Genomic DNA, 17,435 nt, shown 5'->3' with positions numbered 1-17,435 from the left:
GCTGCGGGGCTGATGCCGCTCACGGCGATCTCCTTAGTTCTCGGAACTTACGACCGGTCGAAGGCGTGAGGCATCGCCGTGGTCGCCGCGCGAAGCGTCAGGACGGCCGGCCACGGGGTGCCTGTAGTGAGTCGGGCAGAGTGAGCGATCACAGCTGCCCCGCCGGGAGCACGTCCTGAAAAGACGTCGCCCGCTCCCGACGGCGGAGGACAGCGTCGCGTAGACGCGTCTCACTGTTCCGGTGTCGAATGTGACCGATAACATCTTGCGCGTCAAGATGTAGCGAAAATATTTCGGAGGTGTTCCGGGCCGGTGTCCGGAGATCGGAGTCTACCGATCGCAGGTGTGGCCGCTCACGGGCTTACCCGGCCAGCGGCGGCCGGACGCGGAACGCCGTCTCCACCCGGAAGGCGGCAGAGCCGTCGATCTGGTCGACCCACAGCTCGCTTGCCCTGCGGCGGATGAACCAGCCTGGATAGTTGCTGGACTCCAGGTTTATCAAACCGGTCGTGGCCGCCGCGCGTACGCAGAAGGTCGCATCCCCCCGGAACAACGGGGTGCCGTCGTCGGCGCTGAGCCGCAGCCGCCACGATGAGTGGCGCAGGTATCGGCCGTCGCCGGCGCGCAGGGACACGCATCTGCCGTCGGCCAGGCCCGCCACGACGGTGAAGGTGGCCAGCTGGCGGTCGGCTGCGCCGCTGGTGGCGGACAACGGGGTGAGGACCCCGAGCGCTGCGGCGGTGGTGACGAACAGGCCTGCGTCGTCGCCTGCCTCCAGGGAACTGCGTCCCGGCGACAACAGCGCGGCAGGGCTGGGCGAGGCGACGGGTTTGGCCGGGCTGGGCGTCCGGCTCGGGACGGCGGTGCGCACGGCGGCGCCACGTGATGGTGTCGCGGAGCGCGGCGGCGGCGCCACGGCTGCCGGGCGCGGGGCAGGAGATTCCGCGGGCCAGGTGACCACGGCGACCGCGGCGCCCACCACCACGGTGCCCGTCACGACCGCTGCGACGAGCTGAGGGGTCGCCAGCGACTTGAGGCCGAGCAGACCCGCCTTGGCGGTCCCGGCCAGCACGGCCGAAGACGTCGCCGTGGTCGCGGCGGCCTTGCCGATGACCGACGCGCCGAGTGCGACGGGGACCGGCAGCAAGGCGAGTCCGATCAGGAGCTTCTCGGCCGCGACGAGGTCGCCAGCCGCCGGATCGCAGACATCGCAGTCGCCGACGTGCCGGGCCAGGCGCTTACGCAGTGGCGAGGTCGGTCGGCCGTCCCAGCCGGCCACCAGGGTGTCGAGCGCCGGGCACCGCGGCCGGGCGTGCAGCGCCGCCACGAGTGCCCGGCACTGCTCCAGGTGCTGGCGCATACGCTGCACCCGCACGCCGGCGTGGGCGACGCTGACACCGGCCGCTGCCGCGAGCTCGGTCCGCGTCAGCCGACCGGCGACCTCCAGCCACCACAGCGACAGCAGCACCCGGTCCTCGGCGTCCAGCCAACGTGCTGCCTGCGCCGCCTGCCGCCGCTGCTCGGCGATGCCGAGCCGGAGCAACGTCAGTCCTTCGAACGAGGCCCCGGCGTCGGGCAGCTCGGCCAGACCGGCCAGGTCGTCGACGTGAGGGTCGAGCGCCTGCCGCCGTTGCAGGTGGTTGCTGATCTGGCGGACCGTGATGGTGCCGACCCATGCCCGGAAGTGGCCGGGGACGCGCAGGCCCTGCAGGTCGCGTACGACGCGCATCATCGTCTCCTGCACGACGTCGTCGACGCCGGCGTCGGCGTCGAGAGCCCTGCGCGCGATGGTGTAAACGAACGGCAGGTATGTCTGCAGCAGGCGGTCCAGCGCCCGGCGGTCGCCTGCCTGCGCTGCGATGACGAGTGCAACTTCGTCTGAGCTCTGGGGTCGCATGTCCACGTCGCTGTCGTCGGAGATCGGGTGGTCGACTCTGGCCCGATTCCTGGCTCTTCGTCAAGCCGCCGGAGCGGCGACCGGCGCGAAAGACGCCGCCGCCGGACCGGCGGGAGGATCATGCGACCCGCCGCAGGGGTACGGCATAACACTTCGTCCGCACAGTCTTCAGCCGGATTGTTCTCGGGAATCGGCATGCCGAAACTGTTATGCGGTGCGGCGAATAAGGTCGCACATGTGCCAGATGGCGGCATGGTGCAAGGCCTTATCCAAGTGCCGTGGTGCCAGAACTACCTGCGGAAACACTGCTTTGAAGTGCATGATCGGACGGTGGAATGCGGGTCCGCTGACGGTGCCGCAAGCGGCTGTCTCTTGAATGAAGGCCAATACTCTGGCACTGTCGTCCGGTATCGGCAGCAGCGTTCCGGGCACGCTCGGCCGGCCGCCCCACCGGCTACCCCTTAAGGAGTGCATGGCGCAGAGATCGGCGAACGTGTGTAGAGGTCGTCGCCCCGTTTCTCGCACACACGATCTGTCCAGTCCGTAAGTCCCGGCACGGCCACGGCACAGTCAGGCGTGGCCCGAGCCGGCACCTTCACCGCGCGGTTCCCAGCGCCCACCCGATGGCGGTCGCCAATACTCGGTCCGCGCCGGGTGCATCCCCCGCGCCCCACCGGCTCTCGACAGCGTCGCAGGGCTGCACCATCGGACCGTTCCTCGGCGTGGTCGTCATCGGGTTTAGCACGGGCTCCACGGCGGCGGACGTCGGGCTGTTCCTCTCCTGCGCGGTGGGCATGGCCCTGGTGGTCTGCGCCGACCCGGACACCGCCGACCCGTCATCGACGCCGCCCCCACGATCCGGCGGCATCGCCGCCGGTCCGAAATCCATGCCCAGCGCCCACCGAGCGCCGGTCCGGCAACCTATCGCAGCGGGTCAATTGACAGTTCTTTGTCCACAGGGGACCCTATCTGTCATGCGACGGTTGCGAAACCGGGCGTCGGAAACAGTCGCAACTCAGCACACGGCGGACCGGCGCCGTGCGTGGTCACGTGCGGACGGTCAGGCAACGCGGCCGTCCAGCGGCATCGGCGGGACGGGTGCCGCCACGTCGGCCACCACGCCCTCTGCCGCCGTCCGGCAAGCCGTGAGCACCTCGCGCGCGAGCGCGGCTGCACGGCCTTTCCCGGCACGTACCGGGAACCAAGGAGACACCATGAAGATCAAACGAAAGCTGTTGCTCGCCCTCGCCGCCTCGTTGGCGGTGGCCGGAGTCACCATCCCGGCGGTCCGACCCGCCTTCGCCGCCTCGCTGGTCGAGGTCGCGAACTTCGGCAGCAACCCCGGCGGCATGCGTATGCACATCTACGTGCCCGACTCCCGCCCGGCCAGCCCCGCGATCGTGGTCGCCATGCACGGCTGCGGCGGTTCAGGCCCCGGTTTCTACTCCGGCAGCGAATTCGCCTCGCTGGCCAACCAGTACGGCTTCATCGTCATCTACCCGAGCGCCATGCAGGAGGCCGGGTTCGGCAGGTGTTTCGACACGTGGTCGGACGCCGCCAAGCGCCGCGACGGCGGCAGCGATCCGGTCTCGATCATGTCGATGATCGGTTACGCCACGCGCCAGTACGGCGGTGACGCCAACCGCGTCTTCGTCACGGGAAGTTCGTCAGGCGGCATGATGACCCAGCACATGCTCGCCCTCTACCCGGACAGGTTCAAGGCCGGCGCATCGTTCATGGGCGTGCCGTTCAACTGCTTCGCCAACGCGGCCGACTACCCGCCCGGAAGCAGCCAGTGCACCGGCGGCGGCATGAACCGCACCCCGCAGCAGTGGGGTGACGCGGTGCGCCAGGTCAATCCGGGTTTCACCGGGCAGCGGCCCCGGGTGCAGCTGTGGCACGGCACCAGCGACACCCTCGTGCCGTACTCGTTGCTGCAGGAGTCGGTCGAGCAGTGGACCAACGTGCACGGACTCGGCCAGACCCCGACCTCCTCCGACACCCCGCAGGCCAACTGGAACCGCCGCCGCTTCGCCGACTCGTCGGGCACCGTGCGGGTCGAGGCGCTCAGCATCCAGGGGGCCGGTCACAGCCTGCCGTCGAGCGGCATGGCCGCGGCTGCCGTCGCGTTCTTCGGGTTGACCACCACGGGTCCGAGCACACCACCCAGCCCTAGCGGGTCGGCCGGCCCGTCCCCGTCGCCCAGCCCGAGCGTGCCGGCCAGCCCGTCCGCCTCGCCCAGCCCGTCCGCGCCGCCGGGCACCGGTTCCTGCCGCGTCACCGTCGCGATCGATGCGTGGAACAACGGCCTGGTCGCGAACATCGCCGTCACGAACACGGGTTCGGCCGCCGTCAACGGCTGGTCCCTGCGCTTCACCCTCGCCTCCGGCCAGAACATCACGTCCGGCTGGAGCGCCACGTTCTCGCCGACCAGCGGGCAGGTGACCGCGACCAACGTCGGCTACAACGCGGCCATCCCGCCGGGCGGATCCACCACGATCGGATTCCAGGCGACCCACACCGGCAACAGCTCCGCGCCCACCGGCTTCACCCTCAACGGCACCGCCTGCAGCTGAACAGCCGCTGTTCCACCGTGGAGCTCCCGGCCGGCGGATCGACCGCCGGCCGGGAGCCGCATGTGTCCTGACCTGTTCGCGGCACCGACGGGTCGTGGCTGCCGGCCGAGCCCACGGAGGCGAGCATCCCGGCGGGACACACCGTGACGGTGACCGTCACGGGGCCGGCCCCGGCCCCGGCCGTGTCCGGCGTCCGCGGGACTCAGCCGCGGGTCCACCGCTGGTTCGCCGCGGCGGTGCAGGTCCAGAGGATCACCGGTGTGCCGTTGGCGATGGCGTTGCCGGAGACGTCCAGGCAGAGTCCCGAGCCCTGGTTGCTGACGGTGCCGTTGCCGTTGAGGTTCCACCGCTGGTTGGCCGCGCCGTGGCAGTCCCACATCTGGACCTTCGTTCCCGGTGTCGCGCCGGTGGGTGCGTCCAGGCACTTGCCGAGCGACTGGATGGCCTGCCCGTTGACGGTCCACTGCTGGTTCGTCCGGCCGCTGCAGTCCCAGATGATCGGCTGGACTCCGTTGGCGGTGTTGCTGCCGGGCACGTCGAGGCAGCGCCCGGAGGCCGCGCTGACCAGCGCCGATGATGCCGGGGTGGTGCTCGTGCCGATGCTGCCCGGGACCGCGCGCAGCGCGGCGTACCAGGTGGCGGCCATCTTGTCGTAGCCGGTCGCGGTCGGGTGGATGCCGTCGATGAGGTCGGCGGTGGTGAGCGCGCTGTGCATGTCGACAAGGTGGACGCGCCGGCCGGCGTTGACCTTGCTCTGGACGATGCCGGGGATGGCCGCGTTGAAGGTGCGCGCGGCGTTCTCCTGGCCGGCGTTGCTCAGCGGGGTGATGGTCGCGACGAACACGTCCGCCGACGGCGCCGCGGCGGTGATGCGGTCGAGCAGGCCGGACAGCCGGCCCGGGGCGCCGGACAGGTTGTAGTTCTGCAGGACGTCGTTGGTGCCGATGTGCAGCAGCACCGTGCGCGGGCTGGTGTTCTGCAGCCAGCCGCCGATGTTGGCGTCGATCTGGTCGATCCGCCATCCGGGGTGGCCCTCGTGGTCGTGGTCGCCGAGCGCGGAGGGGCCGTTGAACTGCGTGCCGACCAGGTCGACGCGGTATCCGCCGGCGGCCAGCCGCTGCCAGAGCCCGATCCGGTAGCCGCCCGGCACCTGGGTGCCTTCGGTTATCGAGTCGCCCAGCGGCATGACCCGCACCCCGCCGTTGGACTCGGCATGGGCCACGCCGTGCTGCATCGCGGCAACCGCGACGGTCAGCGCCAGCGTGGCCGCCGCGGTGGCGAGCCGGCGCGCGTACTTGGACATGATCGATCCCTTCGCTCAGGTCGCATCGGTCGGGCGGCCGACGCGCCATGGGAGCGGTTTACCGCTCACATCGAGGCCACCACGTGCAGGCGGTACTGGCCGCCCGTCCTCGTTGGCCTACGAACATGGATGACGTGTGATGTATCCGGTCCAATGTGACCGATAACATTCGAGGCGTCAAGGGGTGAGCTCGCCGTGGACCTCGGGATCGACGTCAATCGTTGACATGTGACGTGATACGTCGCTACGGTGGCGCTGTCCCGCTGGGACAGTCGGCCTGGGGCAGCGAGCCGACCGCCGCTCAGCCCGCCACGTGGTGAAGCGACGACCGGGCCGGCCGCCGCGCCGCTGGCCGTAACGCCCAGGTCCGGCTCCACCTCGCCGACAGTTCAACCGCCTGCCCGCCCGGGTGCGGCGGTCTGGCTGTGCTGTCCCGTGCCACCAGCCGCAGGCGGCCGCCGGCAGTGCAGTCCCCGCTCCCAAGCAAGGAGACAGCACCGTGACATCCATCCAGCATCGACCCGTCCGGCAACGGTGGCTCGCCGCGCTCGGCGCGGCCGCCGTCGTCCTTGCGGGCGCCCTGGCGGCCACGACCCTGACCGGCCCGGCGGCGTACGCCGCCACGACCGCCGGCTGCGGCAAGGCCCCGACGCTGCGCACCGGCACGTACACGATCCAGAGCAGCGGTCAGAGCCGCAGCTTCAACCTGCGGGTCCCGGACGGCTACAGCAACACCCGGCCCTACCGGCTCATCTTCGCCTACCACTGGCGGGGCGGCACCATGAACGACGTCTCCTCGGGCGGCAGCAGCGGCACCACATGGTCGTTCTACGGCATGCAGCAGCAGTCCGACAACAGCGCGATCCTGGTCGCCCCGCAGGGCCTCGGCAACGGCTGGGCCAACTCCGGCGGCGCCGACGTCACCTTCACCGACGACATGATCCGCATGATCGAGAACGACCTGTGCGTCGACACCACGCAGCGGTTCGCCATGGGTTTCAGCTACGGCGGCGGGATGAGCTACGCGATCGCCTGCGCGCGGGCGACGGTGTTCCGTGCCGTGGTGGTGTACGCGGGCGCGCAGCTGTCCGGCTGCAGCGGCGGCACCCAGCCGATCGCCTACTTCGGCATCCACGGCATCTCCGACAACGTGCTCAACATCTCGCAGGGCCGCTCGCTGCGCGACACCTTCCTGCGCAACAACGGCTGCGCCCAGCAGAACGCCTCGGAACCGGCGGCGGGCAGCGGCCGGCACATCACGACCACGTACTCCTGCCGGGCAGGGTACCCCGTGCAGTGGGCCGCCTTCGACGGCGGCCACGGGCCGGCGCCGGTGGAGGGCTGCTCCGGCTGCGAGGACGGCGCCCGGACCTGGACCAAGGCGGAGGCCTGGCGGTTCCTGTCGCAGTTCGGATCCGGCACGCCGCCGAGCTCCCCGCCGCCGAGCAGCCCGGCCCCCGGCCAGTCCAACGTGCTGCTGGTCGGCCAGCAGTCGGGCCGCTGCGTCGACGTGCCCAACTCGTCCACGGCCAACGGCACCCAGCTCCAGCTGTGGGACTGCCACGGCGGCACCAACCAGCGGTGGACCTACACCGCGAACCGGCAGCTCACGGTGTACGGCAACAAGTGCCTGGACGCCAACGGGAACGGGACCGCCAACGGCACCTCCGTGATCATCTGGGACTGCAACGGCCAGGCCAACCAGCAGTGGAACCTCAACGCCAACGGCACCATCACCGGTGTCCAGTCGGGCCTGTGCGTCGACGTGTCGGGCGCGGGCACCGCCAACGGATCCAGGATCCAGCTGTGGAGCTGCCACGGTGGCGCCAACCAGCAGTGGAGCACCCGGAACTGACCGGGAACGCCGGGCCGGCCGCACGGTGCCGGCCCGGCGGCCCCGCCGACCGGAGCCCAGGCCAGGTCGGCTCGACGAAATCGCGTGGTCCGCGTGCGGAATCCGGCCGAAATGGAATAGACACAGGCCGTTGACGTGTGACGTCATACGTCGCTACTGTTGCGGTGCTTCAAGGGGACAAGCGGCCTCCCGGGCAGCGGCGCACCAATCGCGGCAGCTGCGCGGCAGGGAAGGCCGCGCCCGCTCCGGCGGCCGGGCCCGCGGCCGCCGGACCACCGCGGCGGGGCACCGCTGCCGGAGGCCGGCACCACCGCTTCGACGGCGCGAGAGTGCTCGCCCGGCAGGCGATGGTGCCGCGAAACGGCAGACCATCGCACTCCGGACGCAGCGGCGGACACCGCTGAGCTGCGGCAGTCGAAAGGAAGAAGACGTGAAGTCAGCTTTATCGACCGTGGGCAGATCGCTGGCGGCGGTCGCGGTCCTCGTGTCCGCCTCGCTGGCAGCCGCCATCGCCGGCCAGGCGCCAGCCTCGGCCGCGATCCAGGCGACGTACTACGTCGCCCCCAACGGCAACGACAGCAACCCGGGGACCATCGGCTCGCCGCTGAGGACCGTGCAACGCGCCCGCGACCTGGTACGCACGGTCAACACGAACATGACCGGCGACATCTACGTGTACCTTCGCGGCGGCACGTATCCGGTGAGCAGCACCATCGAGTTCGGGGCCGGCGACTCGGGCACCAACGGCCACCGCGTCGTCTACGCCGCCTACAACAACGAGACGCCGGTCCTCGACGGCGGCGTGCAGGTGACGGGGTGGACCCAGCACAGCGGCAGCATCTGGAAAGCGCCCCTCAGCCGCTCCAACAAGCTGCGCGCGCTGTACGTCAACGACAAGCGCGCGTACATGGCGTCCAAGACGATCTCGTCTGCGGGATGCTACGGCACGTACAACGTCACGGCCGGTCAGGCTTCGTGGACCTGGGAGTCGGGTTCGCAGTGTGACGGGGCCAGGTACAGCGCGTCGGACTTCCCCGCCATCAACGGCAACCACGACGACATCGAGATCGAGACCGGCACCACCTGGACCACGGCCATCGTGGGCGTGCGCCAGGTGACCAGCGACGGCTCCGGCCGCATCGCGCTGTTCCAGCAGCCCGGCGCGGCCATCGCCCAGGGCGCGTTCAACGGCAACGCCCAGGTCGGCGGCACGCACAAGGTCATGAACGCCTACGAGTTCCTGGACACCCCGGGCGAGTTCTACTTCAACAAGTCCACCCAGACCCTGTACTACTACAAGGCCGGCTCGGAGAACATGACGACCGCGTCGGTCTTCGCGCCCAACAACGTGACCACGCTGCTGCGGATCGCCGGGACCTCCACCAGCAGCCACGCCCGCAACATCACGCTGTCCGGGATCACCGTGCAGCACTCGGACTGGAACCTGTTCACCGTGTCCGGCTCGGCCTACAAGCAGGCGCAGCAGGGCAACCTGGGCGCCACCGCGTACGCGAAGGGCAACTTCCACGTCTACTACTACCGCAACGTCGACGTCACGCCGACCATGATCGACATCCAGAACGCCGACGGCATCCTGCTGCAGCGCAACCGGGTCCAGCACGCCGGCGGCGACGGCATCGGCATGGTCAACGACGTGCAGAACTCACAGCTGATCGGCAACTTCACCAACGACATCGCCGGGTCCGCCATCAGCGTGGGCCACCCCCAGCACGTCTACATCGGCGACTACACGTCGAGCAACCGCGAGAAGTACCCGGTCGCCGTCGAAGGACTGCCGAAGAGCATCGACATCAAGAACAACTACCTTTACGACAGCGCCGTGCTGTTCAACGGGCACAGCCCCATCACCGCCTACTTCGTCGACACCCTGACCGTGCAGCGCAACCGCATCGAGAAGGCGCCCTGGTCGGGCATCACGATGGGCTGGGGATGGTGGAACTTCGACGGCTCGTCGGGCTCGATCGCGCCCAACCGCCCGACGACGACGGCGAAGAACAACACCATCAGCCACAACCACTTCATCGACACGGTGCAGCGGCTCAGCGACACCGCGCCCATCTACACCCTGGGCAGCCAACCCGGAACCACCATCGCCAACAACTATCTGCAGGGTGTTCCGTCCGGCCACAAGTACGGTCTGCACCCTGACGAGGGCTCGGCGTACATGACGTTCCGCGACAACGTGCTCAGCGTCGACAAGAACGTCACCTGGCTCGTCAACTCCGACGACTGGGGCCGCAAGCACGACCTGAGCATCACGCAGACGTACGGCCCCATCAACAAGGTGTCGAACAAGGTCCTGCCCAACAGCACGGTCCACGACATCCTCGTCTCGTCCGACTACGTCTGGCCCGCGGCCGCGTACAGCATCGCCGTGAACTCCGGCCTGGAGGACGCCTACCGGGGCGTCATCCCGCAGGCCAATCTCGTGCTGCCCGACTACGTGCTGCCGGCGAGCACCTACGTCGCCAGCACCGGCACGTCGATCCCGATCCGCGGCACCGGCGACTCGACCAAGTCCGTCTGGCTCGCCCCGTACGGCACCACCAGCTTCGCCGCCGGGGCGACGATGACCCGCGCCGACGGCACCGCCACCTCGATCGCGGTTCCCACCGCGGCGGGCGAGTACCGCCTCTACGTGGTGGACGCGCAGGGAGTCCGCTCGGTGGAGTCGAAGTCGCTCGTCCGGCGGGAGGGCAGCGGCGGCGGTGGCCAGCAGAACGTCCAGATCGTGGGCGGCCAGTCCGGCCGCTGCATCGACGGGCCCAACAGCGCCACCGCCAACGGCACCCAGATGCAGTTGTGGGACTGCCACAGCGGCACCAACCAGCGGTGGACCTACACCAGCGGCAAGCAGCTGACCCTGTACGGCAACAAGTGCCTGGACGCGTCCGGGAACGGCACGGCCAACGGCACCGCGGTGGTCATCTGGGACTGCCACGGCGGCGCCAACCAGCAGTGGAACCTCAACGCCAACGGCACCATCTCCAGCGTGCAATCCGGGCTCTGCGTGGATGCCACCGGCGCGGCGACCGCCAACGGCACGAAGATCGTCCTGTGGTCGTGCAACGGCGGCGCGAACCAGCAGTGGAGTCTGCGCAGCTGACGGACATGTCGTCGACCCGGTCTCGTGATCGGCGAGACCGGGTCGACGACCCCCGTCAGTGCGGGCGAACCTTCGCAGGCGGTACCTCAGCCGGCCGAGCAGGTCGGCGTCGGCGTCGAAGGAGTGCCGTTGGCGAGGAAGCCGAAGGTGGTCGACCCGCCGGCCGGCAACGACCCGTTGTACGAGACGTTGCGCACCGTCACGGACTGGCCGCTGCTGGACAGCGTGCCGCTCCACAGCTGGGTGATGGACTGGCCGCTGCTGAGCGTCCAGCCGACGGACCACCCCGTGATCGGGCCGCTGCCTGCGGTCACCGTGACCTCGCCCTGGAAGCCGCCGGGCCAGGAGTTGATCGTCCGGTAGCCGGCGCCGCATGCGCCGCCAGGGGCGGGCGAGGACGGCGCGGGGCTGCTGGGCGCGGGGCTGCTCGGCCCGGGACTCGGTGAGGCAGAGGCGCTCGGCGACGGGCCGGCTGACGCGGAGGCGCTGGGGGAGGGTGTGCCGGCGAACTGGGCCAGGAAGCTGTTGACCGCCGCCGAGGTCCAGGTGCGGGTGCCGCTGGTGGCCGTCGTTCCGTCCACCGGGTGCGGGGCGTGGTCGCCGTCGAAGGCGGCCCACTGGACCGGATGACCGGACCGGCACCCCGAGTAGAGCGTGGTGATGTGCGTCAGGCTGCCCTGGGCCGGCTCGCGAGGGCTCTGCGCGGTGCAGCCGTTGTTGCGGACGAACGTGTCGCGGATCGAGCGTCCGCTGGAGATGTTGAGCACGCTGTCGTGGGTGCCGTGGATGCCGAAGTAGGCGACCGGCTGCGTGCCCCCGCTGCACCCGCTGAGGTTGGCGCCCGAGTAGACCACCACCGCGCGGAACACCGTCGGCCGGGCGCAGGCCAGCGCGTAGCTCATCGCGCCGCCGTAGCTCCAGCCCATGGCGTAGACCTGCGCCGTGTCCACGCACAGGTCCGCCTGCACCAGGCTGATCAGGTCGTCGATCAGGGTGACGTCCCGGCCGTTGGTGTTGGCCCAGCCGTTGCTGATGCCCTGCGGCGCGACGAAGATCGTGCCGTCGTTGGACAGCTGCTTCTGCCCGTAGAACGCCCAGGCCGCCCCGTCCGATCCGCCGGTGGCGACGTCGTTGGCGGTGCCGTTGAGCCAGTGCAGCCCGAAGATCAGCCGGTACGGCCGGGTGTTGTCGTAGGTGCTGGGAATGCTGAGGATGTACGTGCGGTTCTGCCCGCTGCTCTGGATCGAGCGAGTTCCGCTGGTCAGGGTCGGGGTTCTGCCGCAGCCGGCGGTCGGCCCGGCCTCGGCCAGGCGCGGCACCAGCAGGACCGCGCCGGTCAGCGCCAGGGTCAGCAGGCTGCTCAGGACCCATCGGTGTCGGCTTGAGCTGGTCGTTCGTGTCATGGCACTTCCTTGATCGCAACAGTTGCGGGTCGGCTTGCCCTGGCCTGCCCCTGCCGGTGTGCCGGACTTGGTTCGTCTACGTGGTCGGGCTCCCTCGACGACGTGTGTCATGAAGAATGCCGGTCGGACAGGAAAGTGTCAATCGAACGGTTCGAATGGCGGCCGGACCGTTCCGGCGTCGCGTGGGCGCCCACCCGCCGCACCTACGATGGGCGGGACCCCGCGCCGCGGGGCGTGGTCGTCGCAGCGCCGGAGTCGTGGTGAAACTGTTCGAGATCGAAGAGATCTACCCCGATGTGGCCGGCGGCTCCCGGCTGCCCCGACGCCAGGCGGGCAACTCGCCGCAGGGCCTGGCCACGACGCTGGTCGCCGACTACACGCTGCCCACTCGCGCCTGGCTGCCCTCGGCCGCCGTCACGACGCTGCTCGGCGAGTTCGGGATCACCAGCGGCGCGGCCCGGACCGCGATCAGCCGGTTGGCCCGCCGGGGCGTGCTGGAGAGCAGCCGGGACGGCCGGCACAGCTTCTACCGGCTGACCAGGGACGCCGCCGACGAGCTGTCGGCAGGGGGAGCCTGGATCGCCCGGTTCGCCGAGCACGCGCGCGCCTGGGACGGCACCTGGACGCTGGTCGCGTTCTCGCTGCCGCAGGAGCACGGCGCCCAGCGACGTTCGCTGCGCGGCCAGCTGCGCTGGCTGGGGTTCGCGCCGCTGTACGACGGGCTGTGGGTCTCGCCGGATCCGTGGAATCCCACCGTCGCCGGGCGGCTGGCGACCGTCACGCCCGGTGCGATGACCGTCTTCCGGGCGGCGCATGTCGACCTGGCCGCCGGCGCGGACCGCAACCCGATCGAGGCGTGGGACATCGCCGCGATCACCGAGCACTACGCGGCATTCGACCGGCAGTGGCGGCCGCTGCTGCAGCAGGTCCGCGACGGACGGATCGCGGGGGCCGCGGCGGTCCGGGCCCGCACCGAGATCATGGACGACTACCGGCACATACCGCTGATCGACCCGCAGTTGCCCGTGGAGCTGCTGCCGCCGGAGTGGCCACGCATGCGCGCTCGGGAGGTGTTCGTCGAGATCTACGACGGGCTTGCCGGGCACGCCCAGTCACATGTACTGGACGTCGTCCGACGGTCATCGGGGGCGGCCCCGGTCGGCATCATGGCCCACACCGTCGCGGTGATGGCTGCCTCCTGAGCTGTTCCGAAGGTAGTCCGGAACTTTCGGAAGCAGGCTAGTGATCCAGTGTGCTTCGATCTTTCGCGCCGCGCGAAGGGTGATCCGGACGGCCCAGTGAAGATCGCTTGGCAGGCCATCTGAGCGGGCAAGACATCACTCGTGAGTGGATACCGAGGCGAGATCGCTTTCGACTTCGGCCACATTGGCCTTTGATCATCTTCCGGAAGTTATCGAAAAGTTTCCGTTGCGGCAGGCATCCAAGCGTGGCAACATGCCCCGGTATCGATGCCCGATTCCACGGCGTGGCGACCGATCGCCCGAGACGACGCGTGCGCCGACCACGAAAGGAGACCATGATGACAGCGCTTCCCACCGCGCATCATGGCAGGAACCCACAGCGACGATCACCGATCCGCACCGCCGCGCTCACCGTGGCCGCCGGCGCCCTCGCCGTGCTGACCGTCGCGCTGGTGATCCCGAACGCGAACGCGGCTGCCGGCACACTCGGTGCCGCCGCCGCGCAGTCGGGGCGGTACTTCGGCACCGCCATCGCCGCCAACCGGCTCGGTGACTCGACGTACACGACGATCGCGGCCCGTGAGTTCAACATGATCACGGCTGAGAACGAGATGAAGCCCGACGCGACCCAGCCGAACCGGGGTCAGTTCAACTTCAGTGCGGGTGACCAGATCTACAACTGGGCCAATCAGCGAGGTCTCAAGGTCCGCGGCCACACCCTGGCCTGGCACGCCCAGCAGCCCGGCTGGATGCAGAGCCTGTCCGGCAGCAACCTGCGCCAGGCGATGATCGACCACATCAACGGCGTGATGGCCCACTACAAGGGCAAGCTCGCCGCCTGGGACGTGGTCAACGAGGCCTTCAACGAGGACGGCAGCCGCCGCTCCTCGAACCTGCAGGGCACCGGCAACGACTGGATCGAGGTGGCGTTCCGCACGGCCCGTGCGGCCGACCCGTCGACCAAGCTGTGCTACAACGACTACAACATCGAGAACTGGAGCTACGGCAAGACCCAGGGCGTGTACCGCATGATCCAGGACTTCAAGTCCCGGGGCGTGCCCATCGACTGCGTCGGCCTGCAGACCCACTTCACCGGCGGCAGCTCGCTGCCGAGCAACTTCCAGACGACCCTGTCGAGCTTCGCTGCCCTCGGGGTCGACGTGGCCCTGACCGAGGTCGACGTCACCAACGCCTCGACCACGCAGTATGCCGGTCTGACCCAGGCGTGCATGAACGTGCCGCGCTGCATCGGCATCACCGTGTGGGGCGTGCGCGACAGCGACTCCTGGCGCTCCAGCGAGAGCCCGCTGCTGTTCAACAGCGGTGGCGGCGCGAAGGCGGCGTACACCTCGGTGCTCAACGCCCTCAACGCCGCCACGCCGCAGCCGTCGCAGTCGACGCCCGCCTCGCCCGGTCCGTCGTCCTCGCCTGCCCCGAGCTCCTCGCCGACGCCTGGGCCGAGCGGCTTCGGCCGGATCGTGGGCGCACAGTCGGGCCGGTGTATCGATGTGCCCAACGCGTCGCAGACCAACGGCACGCGGGTGCAACTGTACGACTGCAACAACCAGGCCAACCAGCAGTGGACCTACACCTCAAGCAAGCAGCTGACCGTGTACGGCAACAAGTGCCTGGACGCGGCCGGCTCCGGCAACGGGGCGGAGATCCAGATCTACAGCTGCAACGGCCAGACCAACCAGCAGTGGAACCTCAACTCCAACGGCACCATCACCGGCGTGCAGTCGGGCCGGTGCCTGGACGTGTGGAGCACCGCCAACGGCGCCCGGGTCCAGATCTACGACTGCAACGGCCAGGCCAACCAGCGGTTCAGCCTGGTTTCGTAGTGAACCGACGCCACGATTCTGTGGCCATGGCGGCCGTGTGGTGACCGCCGGCGGCCGGGGGCGCACGTCGCCGCCCCCGGCCGCTCGACGGGTAGGTCCGAATATATGACGTATGACAGCGGCGGCTAAAAGACCCGATAAGTGAGTGATATCTCGCCGAAATCCTGCGGCGAGATCAAGGGTCAGGCCACCAATCATGCCTGGTCGATCAGTCCATTGGGCTAACCCACCGACCGGTCATCATAGAGACATTGACATATGACGTATGATGGAACTACGGTGGGGCCCAACGCGGACCGCGGTGCCGGAGCCAGGCAACCGCGGTCCGCGTCCACTGTCTTCGGGCTAGCGCCGGGTCCAGCGCTGGTTGGCCGCCCCGGTGCAGGTCCACAGGATCACCAGGGTGCCGTTGGCGGTGGCGTTGCCGTTGACGTCGACGCACAGCCCTGACTGGCGATTGCTGACCGTGCCGTCGGAGTTGAGGTTCCACTGCTGGTTGGCGCCGCCGTTGCAGTCCCACAGCTGCACCTTGGCCCCGGCCGTGGCGTTGAGCGGCGCGTCCAGGCACTTGCCCAGGGCCTGCAGCGCCGCCCCGTTGACGGCCCACTGCTGATTGGATTGGCCGTTGCAGTCCCAGATCACCGGCTGCGTGCCGTTGGCGGTGTTGCTCTGCGGGACGTCCAGGCAGCGCCCGGAGGCCGCGCTCACGAAGGTGGTCGTGGACGGCGGGGGAGTGGTGCCGCCGCCGCTGACCCGGTAGACCACCGTGCCGTGCGCGGGGACGCTCGCGGAGATGGTCCCGCTCGTGGAGCTGGTCGCGTTCGTCCAGGCGTCCAGCTGGGTGAAGGACGTGCCGGACTTGCCGACGGCCGCGGCGGTGGTGGACACCGTGGTGGTCGAGGATCCCTGGTTGAACAGCGCGACTGCGACGTCGCCGTTGGCCAGCCGCTTGGCCAGCACCCGGCGGGTGCCGTCGTGGGAGACCTGGGTCGCCTGCAGCCCCAGGGAGTCCTGGTTGACGGCGATCAGGTTCGCGTTCTTGAGGATGGTCTGCGTCGCGCTCGACATGGAGCGCAGGTCGTTGCCGGCGATCAGCGGCGAGGCCATGACCGCCCAGAGCGCGAAGTGGCTGCGCATCTCGGTGTCGCTCATGCCGCCCCGGCCGACCTCCATCATGTCGGGGTCGTTGAACCCTCCCGGCCGGGCGTAGGAGGCGAGGGGGACGGTGACATTGACGATGTTCTGGATGCCCATCGGGTAACCGTTGGTCTGCCCGGTGTCCCACGCGTTGGTGATGTCCTCGGTGGTGCGCCACATGTTGGCCACGTCGCCCCAGTTGCGCAGCGGTCCCGTCTTGGCGTGGATGCTGTTGGGGTTGATGCTGTACACGATCGGCCGGCCGGTGGCCGCGAGCGCGTCGCGCATCTTGGCGAACGTCGCGACCTGCTGGTCGATGGTGCCGGTGGGCGAGCACCAGTCGTACTTGAGGAAGTCCACGCCCCAGGCGGCGAACTGCCGGGCGTCCTGGACCTCGTGTCCCTGGCTGCCGGTGGCGCCGGGGTACGAGCCGAAGTACTGCGCGCAGGTCTTGTCCAGGGGCACCTGGTAGATGCCGAATTTGAGGCCGCGGCTGTGCAGGTAGTCGCCGAGCGCCTTCATGCCGCTGGGGAACCTGGTCGGGTCGCCCTGCAGGTTGCCCGCCGAGTCGCGGTTGGGGTTGAACCAGCAGTCGTCGACCACGACGTACTGGTAGCCCAGGTCGCGCATGCCGCTGCTGACGATCGCGTCGGCGTGCTGGCGGATCAGGGTCTCGTTGATGTTGCAGCCGAAGGTGTTCCAGGAGTTCCAGCCCATTGGCGGCGTGCGGGCCACACCGTTGTCGAGGGCGTGTGCGGCGGGGGCCTGCAGGCCGAGTGCGGCCGCTGACAGCAGCAGTGCTGCCGTCAGCGCCGTGGCCAGGCGTCGCCTTCGGAGGGGACGGTTCACGTTGGCTCCTCTGGTGGTTCGGGCGGGGGAGCGGACCGGGACGCAGACCGCCGTTCGGGGGTGCGGCGGGCGGGGAGCGTCGGATCGGGCCGAGGTGGGGCAGCGCGAAGTCCTCACCGCGCGGGATGCGGTGGGGCGCGGTGCGGGGAGTGCTCTGTCCGGATGGGCCAGAGCGCGCGGGTGCTGCGTACGCCGACGGGTCGGTCGGCGTCGCCATAGACTGTGACCGATAACATCAGATTCCG

General features: G+C 69.6%; 9 protein-coding genes. 5 read left to right on the top strand and 4 right to left on the bottom strand.

From position 1 onward, the window contains the following. Positions 1-361: 361 nt before the first annotated feature. The gene (locus Cco03nite_RS09260) at positions 362-1,897 is read right to left on the bottom strand and encodes a sigma-70 family RNA polymerase sigma factor (protein WP_203691123.1); all 1,536 of its coding nucleotides are present in this window, start codon (positions 1,895-1,897) and stop codon (positions 362-364) included. A gap of 1,214 nt (positions 1,898-3,111) precedes the next feature. On the opposite strand from Cco03nite_RS09260, the gene Cco03nite_RS09255 reads away from it, so the two are divergent. Next, a complete protein-coding gene (locus Cco03nite_RS09255; RefSeq protein ID WP_203691122.1) occupies positions 3,112-4,473 on the top strand; it encodes an extracellular catalytic domain type 1 short-chain-length polyhydroxyalkanoate depolymerase in 1,362 nt (453 codons plus the stop codon). A 202-nt stretch (positions 4,474-4,675) separates the two neighbouring features. Here the strand turns inward: Cco03nite_RS09255 and Cco03nite_RS09250 are convergent, their stop codons facing one another. Next, positions 4,676-5,776, bottom strand: a complete 1,101-nt coding sequence (locus Cco03nite_RS09250; RefSeq protein WP_203691121.1) for a ricin-type beta-trefoil lectin domain protein — start codon at positions 5,774-5,776, stop codon at positions 4,676-4,678. Positions 5,777-6,275: 499 nt separating this feature from the next. Between Cco03nite_RS09250 and Cco03nite_RS09245 the strand changes: the two genes are divergently transcribed. After that, entirely contained in the window at positions 6,276-7,631 is a 1,356-nt protein-coding gene (locus tag Cco03nite_RS09245; protein ID WP_239167241.1) for an RICIN domain-containing protein, read from the top strand. A gap of 451 nt (positions 7,632-8,082) precedes the next feature. Next, the gene (locus Cco03nite_RS09240) at positions 8,083-10,758 is read left to right on the top strand and encodes an RICIN domain-containing protein (RefSeq protein ID WP_239167240.1); all 2,676 of its coding nucleotides are present in this window, start codon (positions 8,083-8,085) and stop codon (positions 10,756-10,758) included. 86 nt (positions 10,759-10,844) lie between these two features. On the opposite strand, the gene Cco03nite_RS09235 is transcribed toward Cco03nite_RS09240, so the two are convergent. After that, positions 10,845-12,161: a CE1 family esterase gene (locus tag Cco03nite_RS09235; protein WP_203691118.1), complete on the bottom strand. Its 1,317-nt coding sequence runs from the start codon at positions 12,159-12,161 to the stop codon at positions 10,845-10,847. A gap of 260 nt (positions 12,162-12,421) precedes the next feature. Here Cco03nite_RS09235 and Cco03nite_RS09230 point away from each other — a divergent pair, with 260 nt between their 5' ends. Both Cco03nite_RS09230 and Cco03nite_RS09225 read left to right on the top strand, forming a co-directional pair. Next, the gene (locus Cco03nite_RS09230) at positions 12,422-13,363 is read left to right on the top strand and encodes a PaaX family transcriptional regulator (RefSeq protein WP_239167239.1); all 942 of its coding nucleotides are present in this window, start codon (positions 12,422-12,424) and stop codon (positions 13,361-13,363) included. A gap of 338 nt (positions 13,364-13,701) precedes the next feature. Then, positions 13,702-15,204: an endo-1,4-beta-xylanase gene (locus tag Cco03nite_RS09225; protein WP_203691108.1), complete on the top strand. Its 1,503-nt coding sequence runs from the start codon at positions 13,702-13,704 to the stop codon at positions 15,202-15,204. 345 nt (positions 15,205-15,549) lie between these two features. Here Cco03nite_RS09225 and Cco03nite_RS09220 read toward each other — a convergent pair whose 3' ends face one another. Next, entirely contained in the window at positions 15,550-17,190 is a 1,641-nt protein-coding gene (locus tag Cco03nite_RS09220; protein ID WP_203691106.1) for a glycoside hydrolase family 27 protein, read from the bottom strand. Positions 17,191-17,435: the final 245 nt, after the last annotated feature.

The sequence above is a fragment of the Catellatospora coxensis genome (assembly GCF_016862635.1).
Taxonomy (GTDB): Bacteria; Actinomycetota; Actinomycetes; order Mycobacteriales; family Micromonosporaceae; genus Catellatospora; species Catellatospora coxensis.
Note: the sequence above shows the minus strand (reverse complement) of the source record. Positions and strands in the feature narration are given on the sequence as shown.

Coding starts and splice junctions, on each gene's coding strand:
- Cco03nite_RS09260 (WP_203691123.1), bottom strand. CDS start 1,897: ATGCGACCCCAGAGCTCAGACGAAGTTGCACTCGTCATCGCAGCGCAG.
- Cco03nite_RS09255 (WP_203691122.1), top strand. CDS start 3,112: ATGAAGATCAAACGAAAGCTGTTGCTCGCCCTCGCCGCCTCGTTGGCG.
- Cco03nite_RS09250 (WP_203691121.1), bottom strand. CDS start 5,776: ATGTCCAAGTACGCGCGCCGGCTCGCCACCGCGGCGGCCACGCTGGCG.
- Cco03nite_RS09235 (WP_203691118.1), bottom strand. CDS start 12,161: ATGACACGAACGACCAGCTCAAGCCGACACCGATGGGTCCTGAGCAGC.
- Cco03nite_RS09225 (WP_203691108.1), top strand. CDS start 13,702: ATGACAGCGCTTCCCACCGCGCATCATGGCAGGAACCCACAGCGACGA.